The following is a 20111-nucleotide window of genomic DNA, read 5'->3' on the forward strand; positions in this document are numbered from 1 at the left end:
GAACGCCCGCGACAACGGGTGCCTTGGCCAAGGGCACATGGTTGCCACGGTTGTGGGACGTCGTGTGGCGAGAGTGTCAGTCGGGGTGTGGCGCAACGTCAAGAGGCATCGGACGATGTCCCGCCGGCGGCGACGCTCTCCGCCAGGACCGTCAACTCCCGTACGGCGGCCAGGTTCTTCTCGTAGTTGCCCGGCTGCCGGCGCCCGTCCCAGCTGCGCATGTCGGCGGCCGGGTACTCGGCGGCCGGCTTCACCCCACCGGTGAGGAAGCCGCGGCCCAGCGGGGAGTACGGGACGAAACCGATGCCCAGCCGCAGGGCGATTGAGCCGACGGGCTGCCGCCGTGCGGATCCCGAGTGACACATGGGGCGAAGGCCCCATCAGCCCAAAAAACGCTTGGACGCCGTGGGTGTCGTCGCGGGACACTCCCATCCCGCCGCACAACCACACGGGATCGGGATGGGATCACCTCAAACAAGCAAGGTTCCCCCGCGCAGGGGCTCCGTGCTCCTCGCACTTCGTTACTACGGACGGGAGTTGGGCCGGCTACGGGTGTGGACCGTGCCCGGCATGCTGCTCCCGGCACTCGGCAACATCGGGATCAACTACATCGCGCCGCTGGTCGTCGCGAAGCTCGTCGGCCGTATCGCCGGGAACGCCGACATCCGCATCGGTTCGACACTGCCGTACGTCCTCGCCTTCGCCGGTGTCCTGCTGCTGGCGGAGGCGCTGTGGCGGATCGGTCTGCACTGCCTGAACCGCCTCGACGCCCTCGGCATCGAGCACCTGTACGTGCTCGGCATGGACGAGCTGTTCGCCAAGGACGCCGCCTTCTTCCACGACAACTTCGCCGGGGCCCTCACCAAGCGGGTGCTGAGTTTCGCCTCCCGCTTCGAGGAGTTCGCCGACACACTGACGTTCAGTGTCATGGGCAGCCTCGTACCGCTGCTGTTCGGGTCGATGGTGCTGTGGCGCTACGACCCGCTGCTCGTCGTCGGGCTGTTGGTGATGATCGCGGTGACGGCGCTGTGCGTGGCGCCGCTCATCCGGCGCCGCCAGCGGCTCGTCGACCAGCGGGAGGAGGCGATCGCCCGGGTGTCGGGGCATGTCGCCGACAGCCTGATGAACATGGACACGGTCCGGGCGTTCGCCGCTGAGCGCCGCGAGGCCGCGGAGCACCGCACCCGGGTCGCCCACTCGCGGCGGCTCACACTGAGGTCCTGGGACTACGGCAACCTGCGCATCGACACGCTGGTCGCGCCGATGTCCGTACTGACCAACGTGCTGGGCCTGCTGCTCGCGGTCGCGCTCGGCGGGGGCGAGCACGGGGTGGAGGCGGTCGTCGTCGCCTTCACGTACTACAGCAACGCCACGAAGATCATGTTCGAGTTCAACCAGATCTACCGCCGTCTGGAGAGCTCGATGACGGAGGCCGCACAGTTCACCGAGCTGCTGCTGGTTCCGCCGACCGTGCTCGACCCGGCGTCGCCGGAGCCACTGCTGCCGGGGCCCGCCGACGTCCGCTTCGAACGGGTGACCTTCGCCCACGGAGGCGGGGACCCGCTGTTCCGGGGCCTCGACCTGGCCGTGTCCAGCGGCACGAAGATCGGTCTCGTGGGCCGCTCGGGCGGCGGCAAGACCACGCTGTCACGGCTCCTGCTGCGGATGATGGACATCGACGGCGGCCGGATCCTGGTCGGCGGCCAGGACATCAGCCGGATGCGCCAGGCCGACCTGCGCGGACTGATCGCCTACGTGCCGCAGGACCCGGCGATGTTCCACCGCACGCTGAAGGAGAACATCGCCTTCGCCCGGCCCGATGCCACCGACGCCGAGATCCGCCGCGCGGCCGAGGCGGCGCACGTCACGGAGTTCGCCGACGCGCTGCCGGACGGCTTCGACACCATGGTCGGCGAGCGCGGAATCAAGCTGTCCGGCGGACAGCGCCAGCGGGTCGCCCTGGCCCGGGCGATCCTGCGGGACGCGCCGATCCTGCTGCTCGACGAGGCGACCAGCGCCCTGGACTCCGAGAGCGAGGTCCTGGTGCAGGAGGCGCTGTGGCGGCTGATGGAGGGGCGGACGGCGCTGGTGGTGGCGCACCGGCTGAGCACGGTCGCCGGCATGGACCGGCTCGTCGTCCTCGACCGCGGTCGGATCGTCGAGCAGGGCACGCACCAGGAACTGCTCGCGGCCCAGGGCGCCTACGCGAAGCTGTGGCAGCATCAGTCGGGAGGGTTCCTCGACGACAGTGCCGTGGACGACAGTGCCGTCGTGGAGAGTGCGAGGGAAGACGCTGCCCTGGACGACAGTCCCGCCCGGGCCGACCTGCACTGACCGGCGGTCACGCCCGTCTGGGGGCCTCTCCGCCCTGCACTTCCCTCTCGTTCTGCCGCTGGGGAGTGCGGGGCGGAGGTCTCCGGTGGCCATCCTGGCCACCATCCCTGTGTGAGTCCCGCCGTACGGTCGTCGATGCGCAGCAGCTGCGGTGGGGCCTCCGGGGGCGTTTCGTCCCAGCGGCGGAGCAACGCGACGGTGGGGTCACCGAGTGCCGTCCAGGGGTGGCCCAGGCACAGCGGCCAGGTCCGCAGGCTGCCCGCGTCCAGAGCTGTCCACGGCGGCGAGGGCGGCGGCGGCCTTGTCGCGGAAGACATGGTCCTCGGCGGTGAGTTCGAGGCGGTGGGTGAAGCGGTCGACGAGACCGGCCGCCCAGATGGTCCTTCAGCTGGCGCAGGGTGCGGGAGAGCGCGGGCTGGCTCAGCCGCAGACGGGCCGCGGCACGGGTGATGCTGCCCTCCTCGGCGACGGCGGCGCACGCTGCGGCCGGCGGCCCGCCGGCCTGGGTGTGTCCACCGCGCTGTCCGCATTGCGGGACGGGCCCCTTGACGTGGCTCCGAGCCGGACCGACACTCCAGAGGAGAATCCTAGTGAATGGGTAGGGAAACGCATGGGGTGCCTTGAGCCGGTCACCGTCCGAGTGATCCGTCCGCCTCTCCTCACCTCCCGCCGTCACATCGATCTGCAGCGTGTCTGCAGTGCGATCAGCCCCCAGGGCTGAGTTCGCCCGACGTCGCTTCCGCCGCGCGTACGTCCGCGCCCTCTCCCGGGGAGTTCCATGTCCGTCACACCTCTGGCCGCCCACACCTCCGCCCGGCCCGCGCCCGCCTTCCGCGGCCGGATCGGCAGCGACGCCCGCAGCGGCCACTACGCCGTACCGGGCCGCTACCGCCTCCATCTGTCGACCGCGTGTCCCGACGGCCTGCGCATCGCCGTCACCCACAGCCTGCTCGGCCTGGACACCGTCTGTCCGGCGACCTTCCTGCCCGCCGTCCCCGACACTCCCGAAGGCGGCCACCGCGCCCTGCGCCCGCTGTACGAGGCGAGCGCGCACCACTACACCGGCCCGGCCGTCGCGCCCGTGCTCAGCGACGACTGGTCCGGACGGATCGTCAGCACACACGCCCCGGACATCATGCGCGACCTCGCCCGCCGCTTCGGCAGCGACCACCCCTCGCCCTACCCGTGCGGCGCGGAGTCGGAGATCGAGGCCGTCGAGCGGATGTGCGCGCAGGGCATCGAGGACGCCGCCCAGCGCGCCGGATCGGCCGGCGGCGAGGAGTCGGAGCGCGCGGCGGCGCTCGAGACGCTGCTCGAAACGCTCGGTGCACTGGAACGGTGGCTGGTCGGGCGAACGTACGTGATCCGCGACGAAATCACCGCCGCGGACGTCGAGTTGTGGGTCGCGCTGGTCCAACTCGACACCGTGCACCGCAATCACCTGGACGCCGGTGCCGTCCAGCGCATCGCCGGCCATCCCGCCCTGTGGGCCTACGCCCGCCGGCTGGCCGCCCATCCGGCCTTCGGTGCCCATCTCGACCTGGACGGCATCGCCCGCCGCCACCACGCCCGTTGCCAGGGTCTGGAGGCCGCCGGAGCCGCCGTTCAGGTCCTGGACTGGGCGGCCCATGCATCCGATGAAAACGGGGCAGGACCGCAGGTCAACAGCGCGTGAGTCGTTCCACACAGTGGACCGGCGTTGACATTCCTTCGGGCAATTGTTTTAACTACGAACCAGAACGGTCATGAGTGTCAGCGACAAGCCCTGGCTGGCTGACCGGCAACCCTCGCTCCGCGGTGGGGTGCCCCAGGTGACGACCGGACCGGATGACGTTTCGGTAAGCGCGAGGCCCACAAAGGGCCGGAACAGTGATGGTGACGCCATGTACGCAGCTCCCAGGACGGCCGCGCGCCGCCCTCAGGGCTGCGTACAGCCGTACGCGAACCTGCTGAACCTGTTCGCCGCCGACCGCGCAGTCGATCTGCTCCGTGTGAACAGCGCACTGTGTACCGCACCGGGCCGTGCTTGCTGCCGGGGCTGACACCTCCCCGCAGCCCCCGCACCCCCTGACGAACACCGCCCGCGCGGTGTGCCGTTGTCCTCCCCGCCCCCGGTGTTCCTGCCCACCCGTGCGCTGAGCGAGCCGCTCCAGCGCACGGCTGCCGCGGCCTGTGGGGTGTCCGACTCCGCCGGAGCCCACCATGAGTCAACCCCCTGGCGCCACCGTCGCCCTCGCCGATGCGCCGCCCGCCGACGAACAGTCAAAACCCCTCGCCGCACAGCGGGTTCTGCCGCTGCGCCGGCCCGGACGCTGGATCGCCACCGCCGTCGTCCTCGTCCTTGCGGCCCAGTTCGTGCACGGCCTGACGACCAACCCGTTCTACCAGTGGGACCGCTTCGGCTACTGGTTCCTGCGGCCGAACATCCTCGACGGCCTGCTCATCACCCTCGAAGTCGCCGCCTGCAGCGCGGTGTTGGGCCTGGCCGGCGGCATCGTCCTCGCCCTGGCCCGGCTCTCGAAGAGCCCGGTGCTGCGGGCCGTCAGCTGGACCTACATATGGGCGCTGCGCTCCATACCGCTCATCGTGGTGCTGCTCTTCCTCTACAACTTCAGCGCCCTGTACAAGACGTTGAGCGTCGGCGTCCCCTTCGGACCGGCCTTCCTCTCCTTCGACGAGTCCAAGCTCGCCAGCGACATGGTCGTCGCCGTCATCGGCCTCAGCCTCAACGAGGCGGCCTACGCGGCCGAGGTCGTCCGCGGCGGCATCCTCTCCGTCGACCAGGGCCAGCACGAGGCGGCGGCGGCCCTGGGCCTGCCGAAGAGCTACCAGTTCACGGAGATCGTCTTCCCGCAGGCGCTGCGCTCGATCACCCCGAACTATGTCAACCAGCTCATCGGCCTGATCAAGAGCACCTCGCTGGTCTTCTACGTCTCGCTGCTCGACCTGTTCGGCACCGCGCAGTCCATGGGCTCCACCTACCCCGGCGACATCGTGCCGCTGCTGCTGGTCGCCACCGTCTGGTACCTGATCCTGACCAGCGTCGTCTCCGTCATCCAGTTCTACGTCGAGCGGTACTACGCCCGGGGCGCCACCCGCTCCCTGCCGCCGACACCGTTGCAGAAGCTCCGCACCGGTCTCACCGACCTGCGAGCCCGTATCCGCAGGGAGGCCGCCGTATGAGCGCCAGGACCCTCGAGGCGCCGGCCGGCGTCGAGGCCGCCACCGTCGAGGTGCACGACGTGCACAAGTGGTACGGCGCCCACCGGGTGCTCAACGGCATCGACCTGACGGTGCGGCCCGGCGAGGTCACCGTGATCCTCGGGCCGTCCGGGTCCGGCAAGTCCACCCTGCTGCGGGTCATCAACCACCTGGAGAAGCCGGAGATCGGCCACGTCAGCGTCAACGGCGAACTGATCGGCGTGAAGCGGCACGGCGACCGGCTGAAGGAGCTGAGCGAGCGGGCCATCCTCACCCAGCGCGGCCGGATCGGTTTCGTCTTCCAGAACTTCAACCTCTTCCCCCATCTGACGGTCCTGGACAACGTGGCCGCCGCCCCGGTCGCCACCGGCAGGCTCAGCAAGCCCGAAGCGCAGGAACTGGCCCGCGAGTTGCTCGCCCGGGTGGGTCTCGCCGACAAGGCCGGCGCCTACCCGCGCCAGCTCTCCGGCGGTCAGCAGCAACGCGTCGCCATCGCCCGCGCCCTCGCCCTGCGCCCCGGCGTCATCCTCTTCGACGAGCCCACCTCAGCCCTCGACCCCGAACTCGTCGGCGAAGTCCTCGCTGTCATCAAGGACCTGGCGACCAGCGGCACCACGCTCGTCATCGTCACCCACGAGATCGGCTTCGCCCGCGAGATCGCCGACCGGGTCGTCTTCATCGACGGCGGAAGGATCGTCGAACAGGGCCCGCCCTCCGAGGTCCTCGACAGGCCGCAGCACGAGCGCACCAGGGACTTCCTCAGCAAGGTCCTCTGATCCCCTGACGCATCTGGCGCGCCCCACGACCTCCCCCCACGCCACCACCTCCTCACCCTCTCAGCGACAAGGAACGGCCATGTCTGTCCACTTCACCCGACGCAGCCTGATACGCGGCATCACCGCGGCGACCGCGGTCGCCTCCCTCGCCACCGGGCTCGCCGCCTGCGGTGGGAACAGCGACGCGGCCACCACGACCGGCGCCGCCAACGGGACCGTGACCGTCGGACAGCTCTCCAACGGCGCCGCCGAGCAGACCAGCCTCAAGGTCTCCGAGGTGAAGTCGATCAGTGCGGAACTGCCCAAGTCCGTCAAGAGCAGCGGCAAGCTGGAGATCGGAATCGGCGCCCTGCCCGCCGGTTTCGCACCCCTGGCCTACGTCGGCAGCGACCAGAAGACCCTCACCGGCGCCGAGCCCGACTTCGGCCGCCTGGTCGCCGCGGTCCTCGGCCTGAAGCCCGAACTGAAGAACTTCACCTGGGAAAACCTCTTCGTCGGCATCGACAGCGGCAAGGTCAACGTGGCCTTCTCGAACGTCACCGACACCGAGGAGCGCAAGAAGAAGTACGAGTTCGCCTCCTACCGCAAGGACAACCTGGGCTTCGAGGTGCTCAAGGCCGGCAAGTGGAACTTCGACGGCAACTACGAGAACCTCGCCGGCAAGACCGTCTCCGTCGGCGCCGGCACCAACCAGGAGAAGCTCCTCCTGGAGTGGAAGAAGAAGCTGGAGAGCGAGGGCAAGAAGCTCACCGTCAAGTACTACCCGGACCGCAACGGCACCTACCTCGCCCTGAACAGCGGCAAGATCGACTCCTTCTTCGGCCCCAACCCCGGCATCGCGTACCACATCACCCAGTCCGCGAACACGCCCAACCCGACGCGCAACGCGGGTACCTACTCGGGCGCCGGAGCCTCGCTGCAGGGCCTGATCGCCGCCACCGCCAAGAAGGACAGCGGTCTCGCCAAGCCGCTCGCCGACGCCATCAACTACCTGATCGAGAACGGCCAGTACGCCAAGTGGCTGGCCGCCTGGAACCTCTCCAACGAGGCCGTCGCCAAGTCCGAGGTCAACCCGCCCGGCCTGCCCCTCGACAACTCCTGACCACCCGTCACCGGCCCGTAGCGAAAGGGAACTCGCCACCGTGGTCCAACAGATCGACGTCCGTGGTGGCGAAGCCCTGGGCACGCGCCCGCTGGACAACCCCGTCTGGGCGGCACTGGACGGCCCGCACGCGGCATGGGCCGGACGGCTCGGCAAGGCGGCGCGCTACCCGGCGGACATGTACGCGTTCGCCGCGCTCGCGGACCCGGCGGCCCCGGCCGCCTGGGCCGATCTGCACGCCCTGCTCGGCCCGGACACCACCGTCCGCCTCAAGGGAGCCGACGGCGTCCCCGAAGGGTGGGACGTCGTCGGCGGCGGCCAGGGCGTCCAGCTGATCGACACCCGGTTGCGGGCCGAGCCCGCCCCGGAGGCCGTGCGCCTGGGCCCGGACGACGTGCCGGAGATGCTGGACCTCGTCGCCCACACCCGACCGGGGCCCTTCCTGGCCCGCACCGTCCAGCTGGGCACCTACCTCGGCATCCGGCACCGCGGCCGGCTGATCGCCATGGCCGGCGAGCGGCTCCACCTGCCCGGCTGGACCGAGATCAGCGCCGTCTGCACCGACCCGCGCCACCGCGGACGGGGCTTGGGGACCCGGCTGGTGCGGGCCGTCGCGGCGGGCATCAGGGAGCGCGGGGAGACCCCGTTCCTGCACGCCGCCGCGACCAACACCCCGGCGATCCGGCTCTACGAGTCGATCGGCTTCACCCTGCGCCGCCGGACGACCGTCCTCCAGGTGCGCACACCAGGAACAGATGCCGGGGCGGGGGCGTTGTGACCGGGGACGCGGAACGCGCTACGACGGCGGGAGGCAGGGCCATGTGCACCCCCTACCTCCGGCTGCACATCGACCTCCAGCGCGTCGCCGGCGCTCTCTGTCGCCCCTGACCCCGTTTCCCCAGCGCCGTGCCCCGAGTGCGTGACGCCCGGGCCGGCGATCTCGTACGGACCTCCAGGAAGGCACCCTCGTGTCCTCAACTCCCGCTTCCCGTCTGCACCTTGCCGTGGCCCTCGAGGGCACCGGCTGGCACCCCGCCTCCTGGCGCGAGCAAGTGGCCCGCCCCCGGGACCTGTTCACCGCCGGATACTGGGCCGACCAGGTCGCCGAGGCCGAGCGCGGACTGCTCGACTTCGTCACCCTCGAGGACGGCCTCGGCCTGCAGTCCTCCTACTACGGCGAGCCGGACGGCCGTACCGACGAGGTCCGCGGCCGCCTCGACGCCGTACTGATCGCGTCCCGCATCGCACCCCTCACCCGGCACATAGGCCTGGTGCCGACCGTGATCGCCACCCACACGGAGCCGTTCCACATCTCCAAGGCGATCGCCACCCTCGACTACGTCAGCACCGGCCGCGCAGGCCTGCGGGTGCAGATCACCGCCCGCCCGCACGAGGCCGACCACTTCGGCCGCCGCACCTTCCCGCCGATCAACCTGGCGGAACTCCGGAGCCCGGCCGGACAGGAACGGCTCACCGAGCTCTTCGACGAGGCCGCCGACTACGTCGAGGTCGTGCGCCGGCTCTGGGACAGCTGGGAGGACGACGCGGAGATCCGGGACGTCGACACCGGCCGCTTCGTCGACCGCGACAAGCTGCACTACATCGACTTCGAGGGCAGGCACTTCAGTGTCAAGGGGCCCTCCATCACCCCGCGCCCGCCGCAGGGCCAGCCGCTCGTCACCTCGCTCGGACACCAGACCGTCCCGTACCGGCTGATCGCCCGCCAGACCGACGTCGGTTACGTCACCCCGCACGACACCGAACAGGCGCGGGCCATCGTCACCGAGATCCGCGCCGAACAGGAGGCCGCCGGGCGCGCCGGTGAACTCCTGCACATTTTCGGCGACCTGGTGGTCTTCCTCGACGACGACCAGGCCGCCGCCGAGGACCGCCGCGCCCGTCTCGACGCCCTGGCGGCAGAGCCGTACACCAGCGACGCACGCATCTTCGCCGGTACGCCCGCCCAACTCGCCGATCTGCTGCAGGAGTTCGCCGAGGCAGGGCTGACCGGGTTCCGGCTGCGGCCCGCCGTCGCCGGACACGACCTGCCCGCCATCGGCCGGGGCCTGGTCCCCGAACTCCAGCGCCGCGGCGCCTTCCGCACCGCCTACGAGGCCGACACCCTGCGCGGCCTGCTGGGCCTCGCCCGCCCCGCCAACCGCTACGCCGCAGCCGCCACCGCCTGAGCCGGAAGGACCGTACCGACATGAGCAAGCCGCTGAAGCAGATCCATCTGGCCGCGCACTTCCCGGGCGTCAACAACACCACGGTGTGGAGCGACCCGAGGGCCGGCAGCCACATCGAGTTCAGCTCCTTCGTCCACTTCGCGCAGACCGCCGAACGCGCCAAGTTCGACTTCCTCTTCCTCGCCGAGGGACTCAGGCTCCGCGAACAGGGCGGGAAGATCTACGACCTGGACGTCGTCGGCCGCCCCGACACCTTCACCGTGCTGGCCGCCCTCGCCGCCGTCACCGAACACCTCGGCCTGACCGGCACCATCAACTCCACCTTCAACGAGCCCTACGAGGTGGCCCGCCAGTTCGCCAGCCTCGACCACCTCTCCGGCGGCCGCTCCGCCTGGAACGTCGTCACCTCCTGGGACGCCTTCACCGGCGAGAACTTCCGCCGCGGCGGCTTCCTCCCGCAGGACGAGCGCTACTCCCGCGCCAAGGAGTTCCTCACCACCGCGCACGAACTCTTCGACTCCTGGCACGGCGACGAGATCATCGCCGACCAGGCCACGGGCGTCTTCCTGAAGGACGCCAAGGCCGGTTCCTTCGTACACTCCGGCCGGCACTTCGACATCCACGGCCAGTTCAACGTCCCGCGCTCCCCGCAGGGCCGCCCGGTCATCTTCCAGGCCGGCGACTCCGACGAGGGCCGCGAGTTCGCCGCCTCCTCCGCCGACGCGATCTTCAGCCGGTACGCCACCCTGGAGGCGGGCCAGAGCTTCTACAAGGACGTCAAGAACCGCCTCGCCAAGTACGGCCGCCGCGCCGACCAGTTGCTCATCCTGCCCGCTGCGAGCTTCATCCTCGGCGACACCGACGCGGAGGCGGAGGAGCTGGCAAAGGAGGTGCGTCGCCAGCAGGTCAGCGGGGCCACCGCCATCAAGCACCTGGAGTTCGTCTGGAACCGGGACCTGTCCTCCTACGACCCGGAGGGCCCGCTGCCCGACATCGACCCGGACGTCAGCGACAACCACATCTCCAAGGGCCGCGCCCAGGTGCGCATGTACCGCGACCCGCTGGCCACCGCCCGCGAGTGGCGCGAGCTGGCCGCCGCCAACAACTGGTCCATCCGTGACCTCGTCATCGAGACCGGCAACCGCCAGAACTTCATCGGCTCCCCGGCCACCGTCGCCAGGACCATCAACGACTTCGTCCAGGCCGACGCCAGCGACGGCTTCATCCTCGTCCCGCACATCACCCCCAGCGGCCTTGACGTCTTCGCCGACAAGGTCGTCCCGCTGCTCCAGGAACAGGGCGTGTTCCGCACGGAGTACGAGGGCCCGACCCTCCGCGACCACCTGGGCCTCGCGCACCCCGACAATGCGTCCGACGAGCGGGCGGCTTCGTGAAGTCCCTCGCGATCACCCCGATCGTCCACCGCGCGGACCCGGTCACCCGGGTGCGGAGGTCCACCCACGACCGGTTCCGAGAGGTGCTCGACAACGCCCTGCTCGCCGAGGAACTGGGCTTCGACGGCTTCGGTGTGGGGGAGCGGCACGAGCGGCCGTTCATCTCCTCCTCGCCGCCGGTCGTGCTGAGCCACGTCGCCGCGAGCGCGATCGAGTTCCCGGCGCCCGAGGAGGCACGCGCCCTCCCCTGGACCGACGAGGGCCGCACCCTCGTCCAGGACCGCCTCGACACCCGGTTCGTCGGCTCCCCGGCGCGGGTCGCCGACCAGCTGGAACAACTCCAACAGGCAACGGGCGCCGACGAGTTGCTCATCACGACGATCACCCATGACCACGCGGACCGAGTGCGGTCGTACGAGCTGCCGGCCGAGGAGTGGGAGCGGCGGTGAGGCTCAGCAGCCCGAACCGGTCGGGGCGAACTTCATACGGGTGTGCCGGTCCGCCGCCCGTGCCCGGTCGTAGATCTCGCGGGTGACCCGGTACCAGACATCGTCCTGGGCCTTGACGCCGTTCACGTCGTCGAGGCTCACGCACCACCGCTCCGGCCGGACGGCCCGCCGGAACGTCTCCGTACCCTGACGGACCTTCCGGCAGCTCTGGTAGCGCTCGGTGGTGTACCAGATGCGGGTCGTCCTGTGGGTGCCGGAGCCCGAACGCGAGATGTGCCGGACCTGTTTGGTGGCCGACGTGCACTTCCTGACCAGATGCGGCCGCGTGTCCGCGACCGTCTTCCGGGGTAGGTGGCGGACGGTGTCCCGGAGCCCGGAAACGGTTTCCGGCCTCGGCTGGATCTGCGCGGCGACGCCGTCCTGCGTGCCGTCGCCGGTCCCGCCGCTCCCGCATGCGCCGAGCCCGGCCATGAGGACGGCCGCCACTCCGGCAGCCAGCAGCCGACGCGCCATGAACATGTCTCTCCCAGAGGTCGACGGTCAGCGTAGTCGACTACTGGCCGAAAATGATCGCTCCGGAGGTCTCGGTAAGAGCTCGACATGAGCTCGGTATGACGCAGGGCGATCGCCGGGCGCAGCGCGGTCCGGCTGCCGGCGGGCGGCGTAAAGTGCCTGGCCGGGTCCGGTCGGGTGGCCCGACATGCCGTGGAGGGAGCGCGCGATGGTAAGTCCGCCGGAACTCACCGTGGGGCGACTGCTGTCCTCATGGCAACCGGACCTGCCCGCGCTGTTGCTCGTCCTGCTTCTGGGCACCTTCTACGGTTGGGGCGTCCTGCGGCTGCGGCGGCGGGGCGAACGCTGGCCCGTGTCCCGCATCGCCGCGTTCGCGGTGCTCGGCCTCGGCACCCTCGTCGTGGCGACCATGTCGGCCCTCGCCGTCTACGACCGCGTCCTGTTCTGGCCGGCCGCGGTGCAGAACATCCTGCTCGACCTCGTCGTACCGCTGGGCCTGGCGCTGGGCGACCCCCTGCGGCTGGCCGTCCGCGCCCTTCCCGAACGGGCCGCCGGGCGCGCCCAACGGGCGATGACCGGACGCCTGGTACGCGTGCTCACCTTCCCGCTGGTCAGTACGGCGCTGGTGCTGGCGACCGAACTGACCGTGTACTTCACCCCGTACTTCGAGACCGCCCTGCGTCACGGCTGGCTGCACCAGCTGATGTATCTGCACCTGCTGCTCGCCGGCTGCCTGTTCGTGGTGCCGGTGCTCACCCGCGAGGAGACGCTCCCCGCCTGGTGCACCCACCCGGTGCGGGCCGCGCTGGTCTTCCTCGACGGCATCGTCGACGCCGTCCCCGGCATCGTGGTCATGACCCACGGCACGCTGATCGCGGGCGCCTGGTATCTGCACCACGCTCCGCCCTGGTCCCGGGACGTCCAGCATGACCAGCAGCTCGGCGGCGGCGCGATGGTCGGCATCGCCGAGCTGGTGGCCCTGCCCTTCCTGCTCGCCATCCTGGTCCAGTGGGCCCGCACCGAGCGCGCGACGACCGTCGCCCTTGACCGCCGCCTGGCGGCGGAGCTGATCCCGGCGGCGCCGACGGAGGGGCAGACCGAGTCGCCCGACCTGGTACGCCCGTGGTGGGAGACCGAGAACAGCGAGATCGCCCGCCGCATCCGGCAGCAGTGACCTTTGGGCCGACCCACGCCGCCACTTCCCATGGCAAAGTGCGGGGCGTGATCTGAACGCGGGGGGTCGGTGCTGTGACGGAAGCAGCGAAGGATGTGCGGGGCCTGTGGCGTCAGCGGGACTTCATGCTGCTGTGGAGCGGCCAGACGGTCAGTGAGATGGGATCGGCGGTCACCGAGGTCGCTCTGCCGCTGCTCGCGGTCGTCGCGCTCAAGGCGAGTACGTTCCAGGTCGGACTGCTGACCGCGGCCACCACCCTGGCCTTCGCGGTCATCGCGCTCCCGGCGGGTGCGATGGTGGACGGCACCGCGAAGCGCTCCATCATGATCGTCTGCAACCTTCTCCGTCTGGTGATCGTCGGCTCGGTTCCGGTGGCGGCGGCGTTCGGTGTACTGACGATGGCGCAGCTGTACGCGGTCGCGGTGGCGGCCGGCGTGTGCTCGGTGTTCTTCGACGTCTCGTACCAGAGTTATGTGCCGTCACTCGTCCGCCCCGAACACCTGATGAGCGCCAACGGCAAGCTCGGGACCACGCAGGCGTTCGCCCAGCTCGGGGGGCCGGGTCTGGGCGGCGGTCTGGTCGGGGTGTTCGGCGCCGCGGGGGCGATGACGGCCGACGCGCTCTCCTACGCGGTCTCGGTCCTGTCGGTCCTAGGGATCAGGACCCGGGAGGAGCCGCCGCCACCGCGACCGGCGGACGAGACGCTGCGGAATCGGATCGCCGAGGGCCTGAGGTTCGTGTTCGGGCACGCCATTCTGCGCAGGGTGGTGGCGTGCACGGCCACCACGAACCTGTTCGGCGGCATGAGTTCGGCGCTGGCGATGGTCTTCCTCATCCGGGTGCTGCACGTGCGCCCCGCGCTCACCGGGCTGATCATGGCGGGCGCGGCGATCGGCGGGATCGCCGGAGGAGCGTTGGCCGGCCGGCTCGCCGGGAAGGTCGGCTCGGCGCGCATCATCTGGGTGTCGATGCTGGTCTTCAGCGCGCCGCAGGTCATTGCGGCGGCGGCCTGGCAGGGCTGGGGAGTGCTGCTGTTCCCGCTGGGCTGGGGCATCGCGTACTTCTCCGGGATGGTCTACAACATCGCCCAGATCAGCTTCCGGCAGTCGGTGACACCGCCGGAGCTGATGGGCCGGATGAATGCGGCCGTCCGCTGGGTGGTGTGGGGCACGCTGCCGCTCGGCGGCGTCCTCGGCGGGGCGCTGGGCACCCTGATCGGGGTGCGGCCCGCACTCTGGCTGGCCTTCATCGGTTCGTGGGCGGCCGGCTGGTTCGTGTTCTTCTCCCCGCTCCGCCGCATGCGCGACGTTCCGCAGCCCGCGCCGACATCGGAGCCCGCGGTCACGAGTTGACGGTGATCGCCCTTACCAGTGCGGCCAGCGACTCCTCGGGAGTTGCCCTCGCGGTGTCCACGACGATGCGTTCGCGGTGCCACGGCTCGTACTCCCTGCCGGTCACCTCTGCCCAGTCCGGCAGCGGCAGATTGGGGATGTCCACCGACCGTGATGCCACGCGCCGCCGGTGCTCCGCCGGATCCGAGCAGATCACCTCCACCTCGGCCCAGGCGACACCCGCCCGCACCGCCGCGTCCCGCCAGGCGTCCCGTGTTACCGCCAGTGGATTCACCGACTCCGCGATCACGGACAGGCCCTGCCGCAGATGTTCCTCGGCCAGCGCGTACCCGACGACGTAACCGACCGGTCCCACGGGATGCCGGGCCAGACCGGAGCGGACCAGTGCCTGCTCGATGGTGTCCACCCGCACATGCACCGCACCGGTCTGCGCGGCCAGGAGCCGGGCCAGGGTGGTCTTCCCGGTGGCGGGCAGGCCGCCGATCACGACGAGCATGCGCTCATCGCCCGCCCGGGCCGGCACGTCGTGACGGTGTGTGGGGACATGGGCACAACCACCTCGCACGCGACCGGGGACGATCAACTCCCTGTCATCCTAGGAGGGTTGGGTCGGTTGCGGTGGTCTGCAGTGCCGTTCGCGGGAGAGTGGATCAGGTCATTTCCCGTCGGCGAGCGACGCGCGGGTCGGCTTGCCCAGTGCCCAGAAGAGCACGCCCAGGAGCATGAACCCGACGAGCGGGACGGCCTCCGTCAGCAGGTACTTCCAGCGCTCGGCATGACTCCAGCCGGTCGGTGCGTACGCGGATCCGAACCAGTGGTCGCCGAGCCCGGGAGCGACCAGCTGCACGCTGGCGAACAGGATCAGCGCGCTGAGCACGACGCTGATGATGCCGGGGATGGGCGCCTTGTACGGGCGGGGGACGTCCGGGGCCTTGCGGCGCAGTACCGCGAGCGCCGGGAAGATGCCCAGGTAGCTGACGAGGGTGGTGGAGACGGCGAGGCCGAGGACCGCGCCGAAGAGCTTGGCCGCGCTGCCGTGGGTCAGTTCGTGGGCCAGCACCAGGACGACGGTGGAGACCAGGCCGCTGAGGATGTTGACCCGTACCGGGGTGCCGAAGCGGCTGGAGATGACGCCGAGGAAGCGGGGCGCGGCACCGTCGTAGCCGGACACGGCGAGGGCGCGGTCGGAGCCCATGATCCAGGTGACGCCGGACGACAGCACGGTGAGGATGAACATGATCGCGGCGAGGTCCCCGAGCAGGCTGCCGGCACCGCTGAGGGTGGCCGTGCCGTCGGAGGCGACGTGGCCGCCGTAGACGGTGAAGACCTGTCGGATCGCGTCGAGGAACCCGCCGAGGCCGGTGACGGCCTTGACCGGCAGGACCAGCAGGATACCGAGGATCGGCAGCGCGTACAGCGCGACGGAGAGGGCGGCGCTGCGGAAGATGGCGAAGGGCACGTCCTTCTGGGCGTCGGTCATCTCGTCGCCCGCGGTGTTGGGCAGTTCGAAGCCGACGTAGTTGAACATCAGGACCGGCACCAGAGCGACGAAGCCCGCGTACGTGGGTGAGAAGTCGCCGGCCCCGAAGCCGTGCAGGCCGTGCTTGATCCCGTAGATCACGACGGTGACGGTGAACAGGCCGAGGAGGACGAAACGGCTCCAGGCGCCGAGGGTGGGAATCCACTTGCCCACGTCGAAGGAGAGGATCGCGGCGAGGACGCCCACCCAGACGAACAGCAGGGTGAAGACATAGAAGGCCGGCGTGCTGAGGTCCTTGCCGTCGTTGAAGAAGGTGGTGAAGGCCGTGACGGCGGAGACGGAGAGCGTGCCGCCCAGCCACACCGGGTTGGTGATCCAGTAGAGGAAGTTGTTGACGGCGCCCGCGAGACGCCCGAACGCCCGGCTGGTCCAGATGTAGGGGCCGCCCTCGTCCGGGAACGCGGCCCCGAGCTCCGCGGTCAGCAGCGCGGAGGGCACGAAGAACACAAGAGCCAGCACGATCAGCCAGGTGAACGCCTCGGCACCCTTCGAGGCCACCGTGCCGATGGTGTCCACGCCGACGATGGTGCACAGGAGGAAGAAGAGGATGTCGAAGCGGCCGAAGTGCTTGCGCAGTTTCTGCCGCTCCGTCTGGGCCGTTGCCGGCTCGGACGCGATCTGGCCAACGGTCACGAGAGCTCCTGCGTGCGCGCGGGGTATGGATGCGATTCGGCCAATGATCGGCTCCGCCGCACAACCGCACAAGCGTTCCTGTACAAGTCTTGACCATCGCCTGGGGCGCCTCACTGCACCCGAAACCCAGCGGAAACATCTGACCCGGCAGGCGCAGGACGGTCCGAGGCGGCAGCGCCGTCCGATCGGGCCTCCAGTGCCCGCAGCACGGCCACCATGTCCTCGCTCCCATGGCCCTGCGCGACCGTTTCCCCGAACAGGGCGTGGCAGACGTCGAGCAGCGGGGAGGCCAGACCCGCCTTGCGGGCGGCCTCCGCGATCAGCCGGTTGTTCTTGAGGACGTCCGCGGCCGCCGCCTGGACGGCGAAGTCGCGGTCCAGCAGTTTGGGCGCCTTCATCCGGGAGACGGCGCTGGCCATCGGGCCCGCGTCCAGGACGTCCCGCAGCAGCCGAGGGTCGAGGCCGTGCCGGTCGGCGAAGTGGAACGCCTCGGCCAGCCCGGTGACCAGGGTGATCAGGAACAGGTTGACCGAGAACTTCATCAGCAGCGCACCCGGCACGGGGCCGCAGCCGAACGTCTCCCGGCACATGGGGGCCAGCAGGGGCCGTACGGCCGCCACGGCGTCGTCGTCCCCCGCCAGCATCGCCACCAACTGCCCCTGTTCCGCCGGGACCCGGGACCCGGAGACCGGGGCCTCCACATAGTGCCCGCCCGCGCCGTGGACGGCCTCCCGCAGGCCGGCCGAGTACTCCGGCGAGGTCGTGCCCATGTGGACGACGGTGTGTCCGGCGACCTGTGCGGCGAGATCCGGGGTGCCGCGCCCCAGTACCGCGTCGACGGCGCTCTCGTCGGCCAGCATGAGGATCACGGTCTCCGCCCGGTCGAAGACCTCGGCGGGGCAGGCCGCGATCTCGGCTCCGGCGGCACGCAGGGGCTCGCACCGGGCCGGGGTCCGGTTGAAGACGACCAGAGGTGTTCCGGCGCGGACGAGGTTGAGCGCCATGGGCTGCCCCATGACCCCGAGGCCGACGAAACCCACGTACACGATGTACCACCGCCCTGGCTGACACCGATCCGGCCGGCGCGGAGGCCGACTGCCCCCGCTCCGGACTATGACAGCGGTCATAGTAGCCCGTCCTATGACGCCGGTCATAGAGTGCGGGGAGTCGTCGATGCTTGGAGTGGTGGGAGGAGAGCGAGGATGACGGCGGCACGAACGCCGCGGCGTGGACCGCGGGAGCGGATGGTCTTCGGTGCGGCCCAGCTCATCCGGCGCGACGGGGTCGCCTCCACGGGGATGCGGGAGGTCGCCGCGTATGCGCAGGCGCCACGCGGTTCGCTCCAGCACTACTTCCCTGGCGGCAAGGAGCAGCTCGTCAACGAGGCGGTCGGCTGGGCCGGGAGATACGCCGGCAACCGCATCGACCGCTTCCTCGCCGCGCTGCCCACACCCACGCCCGGCGGACTGTTCGCCGAGATGGTGCGCCAGTGGACCGACGAGTACGAGAGCGCCGGATTCGCGGGCGGCTGCCCGGTGGCCGCCGCCACGGTGGACTGCGCCGAGTCCACCGCGTCGACGCGGGAGGCAGCGGCCGCCGCGTTCGGCACCTGGACCGACTCGGTCGCCCGGGCCCTGACGGACATGGGCGTACCCGAGGACCGGGCCGGGGCGCTCGCCACGCTCATGATCGGAGCTCTGGAGGGGGCGATCCTCATCGCCCGCGCCGAGCAGAACGTCCGCGCCCTGACGAGCGTCGCCCGGGAACTGGGCCCGCTTCTGGACGCGGCGGTGCACAAGGACGGCGCCTGAGTCCCTCCCGGCTCACTCCTTCCAGTCGAGCCGATGCTCGGGGGTCCCCACCGACCGCCCGTACACGATCGCTTCGGCGCGGCCCGCCGCATCGCGGCGCCGATACCGGCTGATCCGATATGCGGCTGCCGCCGCGTGGCCTTCCCGGCGAACACGACCACGCGCTCGTCCCCCACGGTGAAGTCCGCGTACCAGCCGTTCTCCGGCTCCAGCGCTTCGGCGAGCGCCTGCGCCAGCCCGCTCACGTCGTCGCTGTCGGTCTCCCACTCGACGAGTGTCCACAACCGGGCTGCGCGGGGCTCGCGCTTGCCGAGAGGTCGGAGCTGTCGGCCGCAACTGCCATCGTCCCGGAACGGCCACTTGCGGCGGGGACCCCTGGACATGGGTCGGGGAACGGTTTCCCTCCCCCGAAGGCAACCGTTCCCCGACCGCTCCCCCGGCGCCGGACTGTGGGCCGGCTGGCCGCGTGGGGCGGATCCGTGCTGTCACCAGCACATGACCGCTGTTTCCCCCGGTCCCCACGCGGAGTACAGACGTACTCGGACGAAGTAGCGGCGGCCCTTGACGAGCCGGGCCTCGATGGTGGCGTTGTGCGGTGCTCCGCCGTCGTCCCGGCCGGCGAGATAGCGGGGCTCCCCGTCCCGCTCCTCGAAGACCACGAGGACGCAGTCGCTCGCGCCGAAGGTGCCGATGGTGTACTCGCGGGTCTGAGGCGGGTCGACGGTGAAGTCGGCCTGCTCGCCGGGGCCGAGGCCCAGCGGCGCCGAGCGGAAGGGCACCAGCGCGGGCGGCCGCGGCACATCGGCCGGCGGGTACCAGCGCAGCACGAACTCCTTGTCGGCCGGCGAGAGCGTGCCGGGCGGGTTCAGGCCCCCGCGGAACTGCTCCGGCTCCAGGATCAGCCCGTCCGGGAACGGATACTCCATGATCGACTGCGGGTCCCAGACGGAGCCGTTGACCTCGTCCGGGTCGAGCTTGCGCAGGATGTTGAAGTACGTCCTGTCCCGGCTCCAGAAGTTCGGCGGGCCCGCCAGATCGGCGTAGACGGCCTCGTCGTCCCAGTGGATGCCGGCGAACGGGCTCTGGTGCTCGTGCAGCATGCCGAGCGCGTGCCCGATCTCGTGCAGGGCCGTCCCGCGCTCCCCGGGCGCGGTCAGGTCCCAGCCGAAGTTCATGGTCCGCTCGTTCTGCCCGGCCTGCAGACAGTCCTTGCCCACCATCGACCAGGAGCCGTCACCGTGCTGGAACCCGATGCGCAGCTCGGCCTCCGAGCGGTCGCCGACCTCGACGAAGGACACGCCGATGCCGAGGCCCTGCCACTCCTGGAAGCACTCGCGCACCACGTCCCGCTGCTCCTTGGCGCCGACCCACGACACCCGCCGGGACTGCCCGGTTCCCGGTACGGGAATGACCGACCCGTCGGTGTCGTCGTCGAAGAACCAGTAGTGCAGCACGGTGCCGTTGACCCACATCGACCGTCCGCCGATGAGCGCACTGAGCCGCTCGGCGGTCAGCCCCGGTGTGAAAGCGGGGGCCGACCGCTGCACGAGGGAGCAGTAGCGTCCGGTCATGCGCACAGGTTGCCGTGGGCGGCGTCACAGGCGCCTGAGTCGAGGGCTACTCAAGTCACCCTGTATCAGGGTTGA

Annotated in this window: 17 protein-coding genes, 2 pseudogenes and 1 riboswitch; of the genes and pseudogenes, 12 read left to right on the top strand and 7 right to left on the bottom strand. The window is 70.6% G+C overall.

Features of this window, described 5'->3' with window-relative positions:
* Nucleotides 1–134 precede the first annotated feature (134 nt).
* Nucleotides 135–323: pseudogene (locus tag ACWCRD_RS26525) on the bottom strand (aldo/keto reductase); the annotation flags it as partial.
* Between the two features lie 136 nt (nt 324–459).
* On the opposite strand from ACWCRD_RS26525, the gene ACWCRD_RS26530 reads away from it, so the two are divergent.
* Nucleotides 460–2334, top strand: coding sequence for an ABC transporter ATP-binding protein (locus ACWCRD_RS26530; RefSeq protein WP_450968264.1), 1875 nt, complete (start codon nt 460–462; stop codon nt 2332–2334).
* A gap of 104 nt (nt 2335–2438) precedes the next feature.
* Here the strand turns inward: ACWCRD_RS26530 and ACWCRD_RS26535 are convergent.
* A pseudogene (locus ACWCRD_RS26535) lies at nt 2439–2785 on the bottom strand (helix-turn-helix domain-containing protein); the annotation flags it as partial.
* 327 nt (nt 2786–3112) lie between these two features.
* Here ACWCRD_RS26535 and ACWCRD_RS26540 point away from each other — a divergent pair.
* From ACWCRD_RS26540 to ACWCRD_RS26575, 8 genes are all read left to right on the top strand, one after another.
* Nucleotides 3113–4009 carry a glutathione S-transferase C-terminal domain-containing protein gene (locus ACWCRD_RS26540; protein WP_450968265.1) on the top strand — a complete coding sequence of 299 codons (897 nt, stop codon included), beginning with the start codon at nt 3113–3115 and terminating at the stop codon, nt 4007–4009.
* 66 nt (nt 4010–4075) lie between these two features.
* Nucleotides 4076–4185, top strand: a riboswitch (SAM riboswitch).
* Nucleotides 4186–4536: 351 nt separating this feature from the next.
* Entirely contained in the window at nt 4537–5517 is a 981-nt protein-coding gene (locus ACWCRD_RS26545) for an amino acid ABC transporter permease (RefSeq protein WP_450968266.1), read from the top strand.
* A complete protein-coding gene (locus ACWCRD_RS26550) occupies nt 5514–6311 on the top strand; it encodes an amino acid ABC transporter ATP-binding protein (protein WP_450968267.1) in 798 nt (265 codons plus the stop codon). The genes ACWCRD_RS26545 and ACWCRD_RS26550 overlap by 4 nt, the downstream gene beginning before the upstream one ends.
* 79 nt (nt 6312–6390) lie before the next feature.
* Nucleotides 6391–7413 carry a transporter substrate-binding domain-containing protein gene (locus ACWCRD_RS26555; protein ID WP_450968268.1) on the top strand — a complete coding sequence of 341 codons (1023 nt, stop codon included), beginning with the start codon at nt 6391–6393 and terminating at the stop codon, nt 7411–7413.
* Nucleotides 7414–7453: 40 nt separating this feature from the next.
* Entirely contained in the window at nt 7454–8191 is a 738-nt protein-coding gene (locus ACWCRD_RS26560; RefSeq protein WP_450968269.1) for a GNAT family N-acetyltransferase, read from the top strand.
* Between the two features lie 190 nt (nt 8192–8381).
* The gene (locus tag ACWCRD_RS26565) at nt 8382–9599 is read left to right on the top strand and encodes an LLM class flavin-dependent oxidoreductase (protein WP_450968270.1); all 1218 of its coding nucleotides are present in this window, start codon (nt 8382–8384) and stop codon (nt 9597–9599) included.
* Between the two features lie 20 nt (nt 9600–9619).
* Nucleotides 9620–10993, top strand: coding sequence for an NtaA/DmoA family FMN-dependent monooxygenase (locus tag ACWCRD_RS26570; RefSeq protein WP_450968271.1), 1374 nt, complete (start codon nt 9620–9622; stop codon nt 10991–10993).
* A 50-nt stretch (nt 10994–11043) separates the two neighbouring features.
* Entirely contained in the window at nt 11044–11442 is a 399-nt protein-coding gene (locus tag ACWCRD_RS26575) for an LLM class flavin-dependent oxidoreductase (protein WP_450968315.1), read from the top strand.
* A 3-nt stretch (nt 11443–11445) separates the two neighbouring features.
* Here the strand turns inward: ACWCRD_RS26575 and ACWCRD_RS26580 are convergent, their stop codons facing one another.
* The gene (locus ACWCRD_RS26580; RefSeq protein ID WP_450968272.1) at nt 11446–11961 is read right to left on the bottom strand and encodes a hypothetical protein; all 516 of its coding nucleotides are present in this window, start codon (nt 11959–11961) and stop codon (nt 11446–11448) included.
* A 202-nt stretch (nt 11962–12163) separates the two neighbouring features.
* Between ACWCRD_RS26580 and ACWCRD_RS26585 the strand changes: the two genes are divergently transcribed.
* Nucleotides 12164–13129, top strand: a complete 966-nt coding sequence (locus tag ACWCRD_RS26585) for a cytochrome c oxidase assembly protein (RefSeq protein WP_450968273.1) — start codon at nt 12164–12166, stop codon at nt 13127–13129.
* A 74-nt stretch (nt 13130–13203) separates the two neighbouring features.
* Nucleotides 13204–14481, top strand: a complete 1278-nt coding sequence (locus ACWCRD_RS26590; protein ID WP_450968274.1) for an MFS transporter — start codon at nt 13204–13206, stop codon at nt 14479–14481.
* Here the strand turns inward: ACWCRD_RS26590 and ACWCRD_RS26595 are convergent.
* From ACWCRD_RS26595 to ACWCRD_RS26605, 3 genes are all read right to left on the bottom strand, one after another.
* On the bottom strand, nt 14471–14977 hold the full coding sequence (locus tag ACWCRD_RS26595) for an AAA family ATPase (RefSeq protein WP_450968316.1): 507 nt from the start codon (nt 14975–14977) through the stop codon (nt 14471–14473). The two genes, ACWCRD_RS26590 and ACWCRD_RS26595, sit on opposite strands and share 11 nt — an antisense overlap.
* 159 nt (nt 14978–15136) lie before the next feature.
* Nucleotides 15137–16654: an APC family permease gene (locus ACWCRD_RS26600; protein WP_450968275.1), complete on the bottom strand. Its 1518-nt coding sequence runs from the start codon at nt 16652–16654 to the stop codon at nt 15137–15139.
* Between the two features lie 110 nt (nt 16655–16764).
* The gene (locus ACWCRD_RS26605; protein WP_450968317.1) at nt 16765–17703 is read right to left on the bottom strand and encodes an NAD(P)-dependent oxidoreductase; all 939 of its coding nucleotides are present in this window, start codon (nt 17701–17703) and stop codon (nt 16765–16767) included.
* A 153-nt stretch (nt 17704–17856) separates the two neighbouring features.
* Between ACWCRD_RS26605 and ACWCRD_RS26610 the strand changes: the two genes are divergently transcribed.
* On the top strand, nt 17857–18465 hold the full coding sequence (locus ACWCRD_RS26610) for a TetR/AcrR family transcriptional regulator (protein WP_450968276.1): 609 nt from the start codon (nt 17857–17859) through the stop codon (nt 18463–18465).
* Nucleotides 18466–18950: 485 nt separating this feature from the next.
* On the opposite strand, the gene absR1 is transcribed toward ACWCRD_RS26610, so the two are convergent.
* A complete protein-coding gene (gene absR1 / locus ACWCRD_RS26615; protein WP_450968277.1) occupies nt 18951–20036 on the bottom strand; it encodes a beta-glucuronidase AbsR1 in 1086 nt (361 codons plus the stop codon).
* Nucleotides 20037–20111: the final 75 nt, after the last annotated feature.

It is taken from the genome of Streptomyces sp. NPDC002092, assembly GCF_053593775.1.

Excerpts from the sequence above, each read along its gene's own strand:
- ACWCRD_RS26530 (WP_450968264.1), top strand. The coding sequence starts at position 460 with ATGGGATCACCTCAAACAAGCAAGGTTCCCCCGCGCAGGGGCTCCGTG.
- ACWCRD_RS26540 (WP_450968265.1), top strand. The coding sequence starts at position 3,113 with ATGTCCGTCACACCTCTGGCCGCCCACACCTCCGCCCGGCCCGCGCCC.
- ACWCRD_RS26545 (WP_450968266.1), top strand. The coding sequence starts at position 4,537 with ATGAGTCAACCCCCTGGCGCCACCGTCGCCCTCGCCGATGCGCCGCCC.
- ACWCRD_RS26550 (WP_450968267.1), top strand. The coding sequence starts at position 5,514 with ATGAGCGCCAGGACCCTCGAGGCGCCGGCCGGCGTCGAGGCCGCCACC.
- ACWCRD_RS26555 (WP_450968268.1), top strand. The coding sequence starts at position 6,391 with ATGTCTGTCCACTTCACCCGACGCAGCCTGATACGCGGCATCACCGCG.
- ACWCRD_RS26570 (WP_450968271.1), top strand. The coding sequence starts at position 9,620 with ATGAGCAAGCCGCTGAAGCAGATCCATCTGGCCGCGCACTTCCCGGGC.
- ACWCRD_RS26580 (WP_450968272.1), bottom strand. The coding sequence starts at position 11,961 with ATGTTCATGGCGCGTCGGCTGCTGGCTGCCGGAGTGGCGGCCGTCCTC.
- ACWCRD_RS26585 (WP_450968273.1), top strand. The coding sequence starts at position 12,164 with ATGGTAAGTCCGCCGGAACTCACCGTGGGGCGACTGCTGTCCTCATGG.
- ACWCRD_RS26595 (WP_450968316.1), bottom strand. The coding sequence starts at position 14,977 with ATGCTCGTCGTGATCGGCGGCCTGCCCGCCACCGGGAAGACCACCCTG.
- ACWCRD_RS26610 (WP_450968276.1), top strand. The coding sequence starts at position 17,857 with ATGACGGCGGCACGAACGCCGCGGCGTGGACCGCGGGAGCGGATGGTC.
- absR1 (WP_450968277.1), bottom strand. The coding sequence starts at position 20,036 with ATGACCGGACGCTACTGCTCCCTCGTGCAGCGGTCGGCCCCCGCTTTC.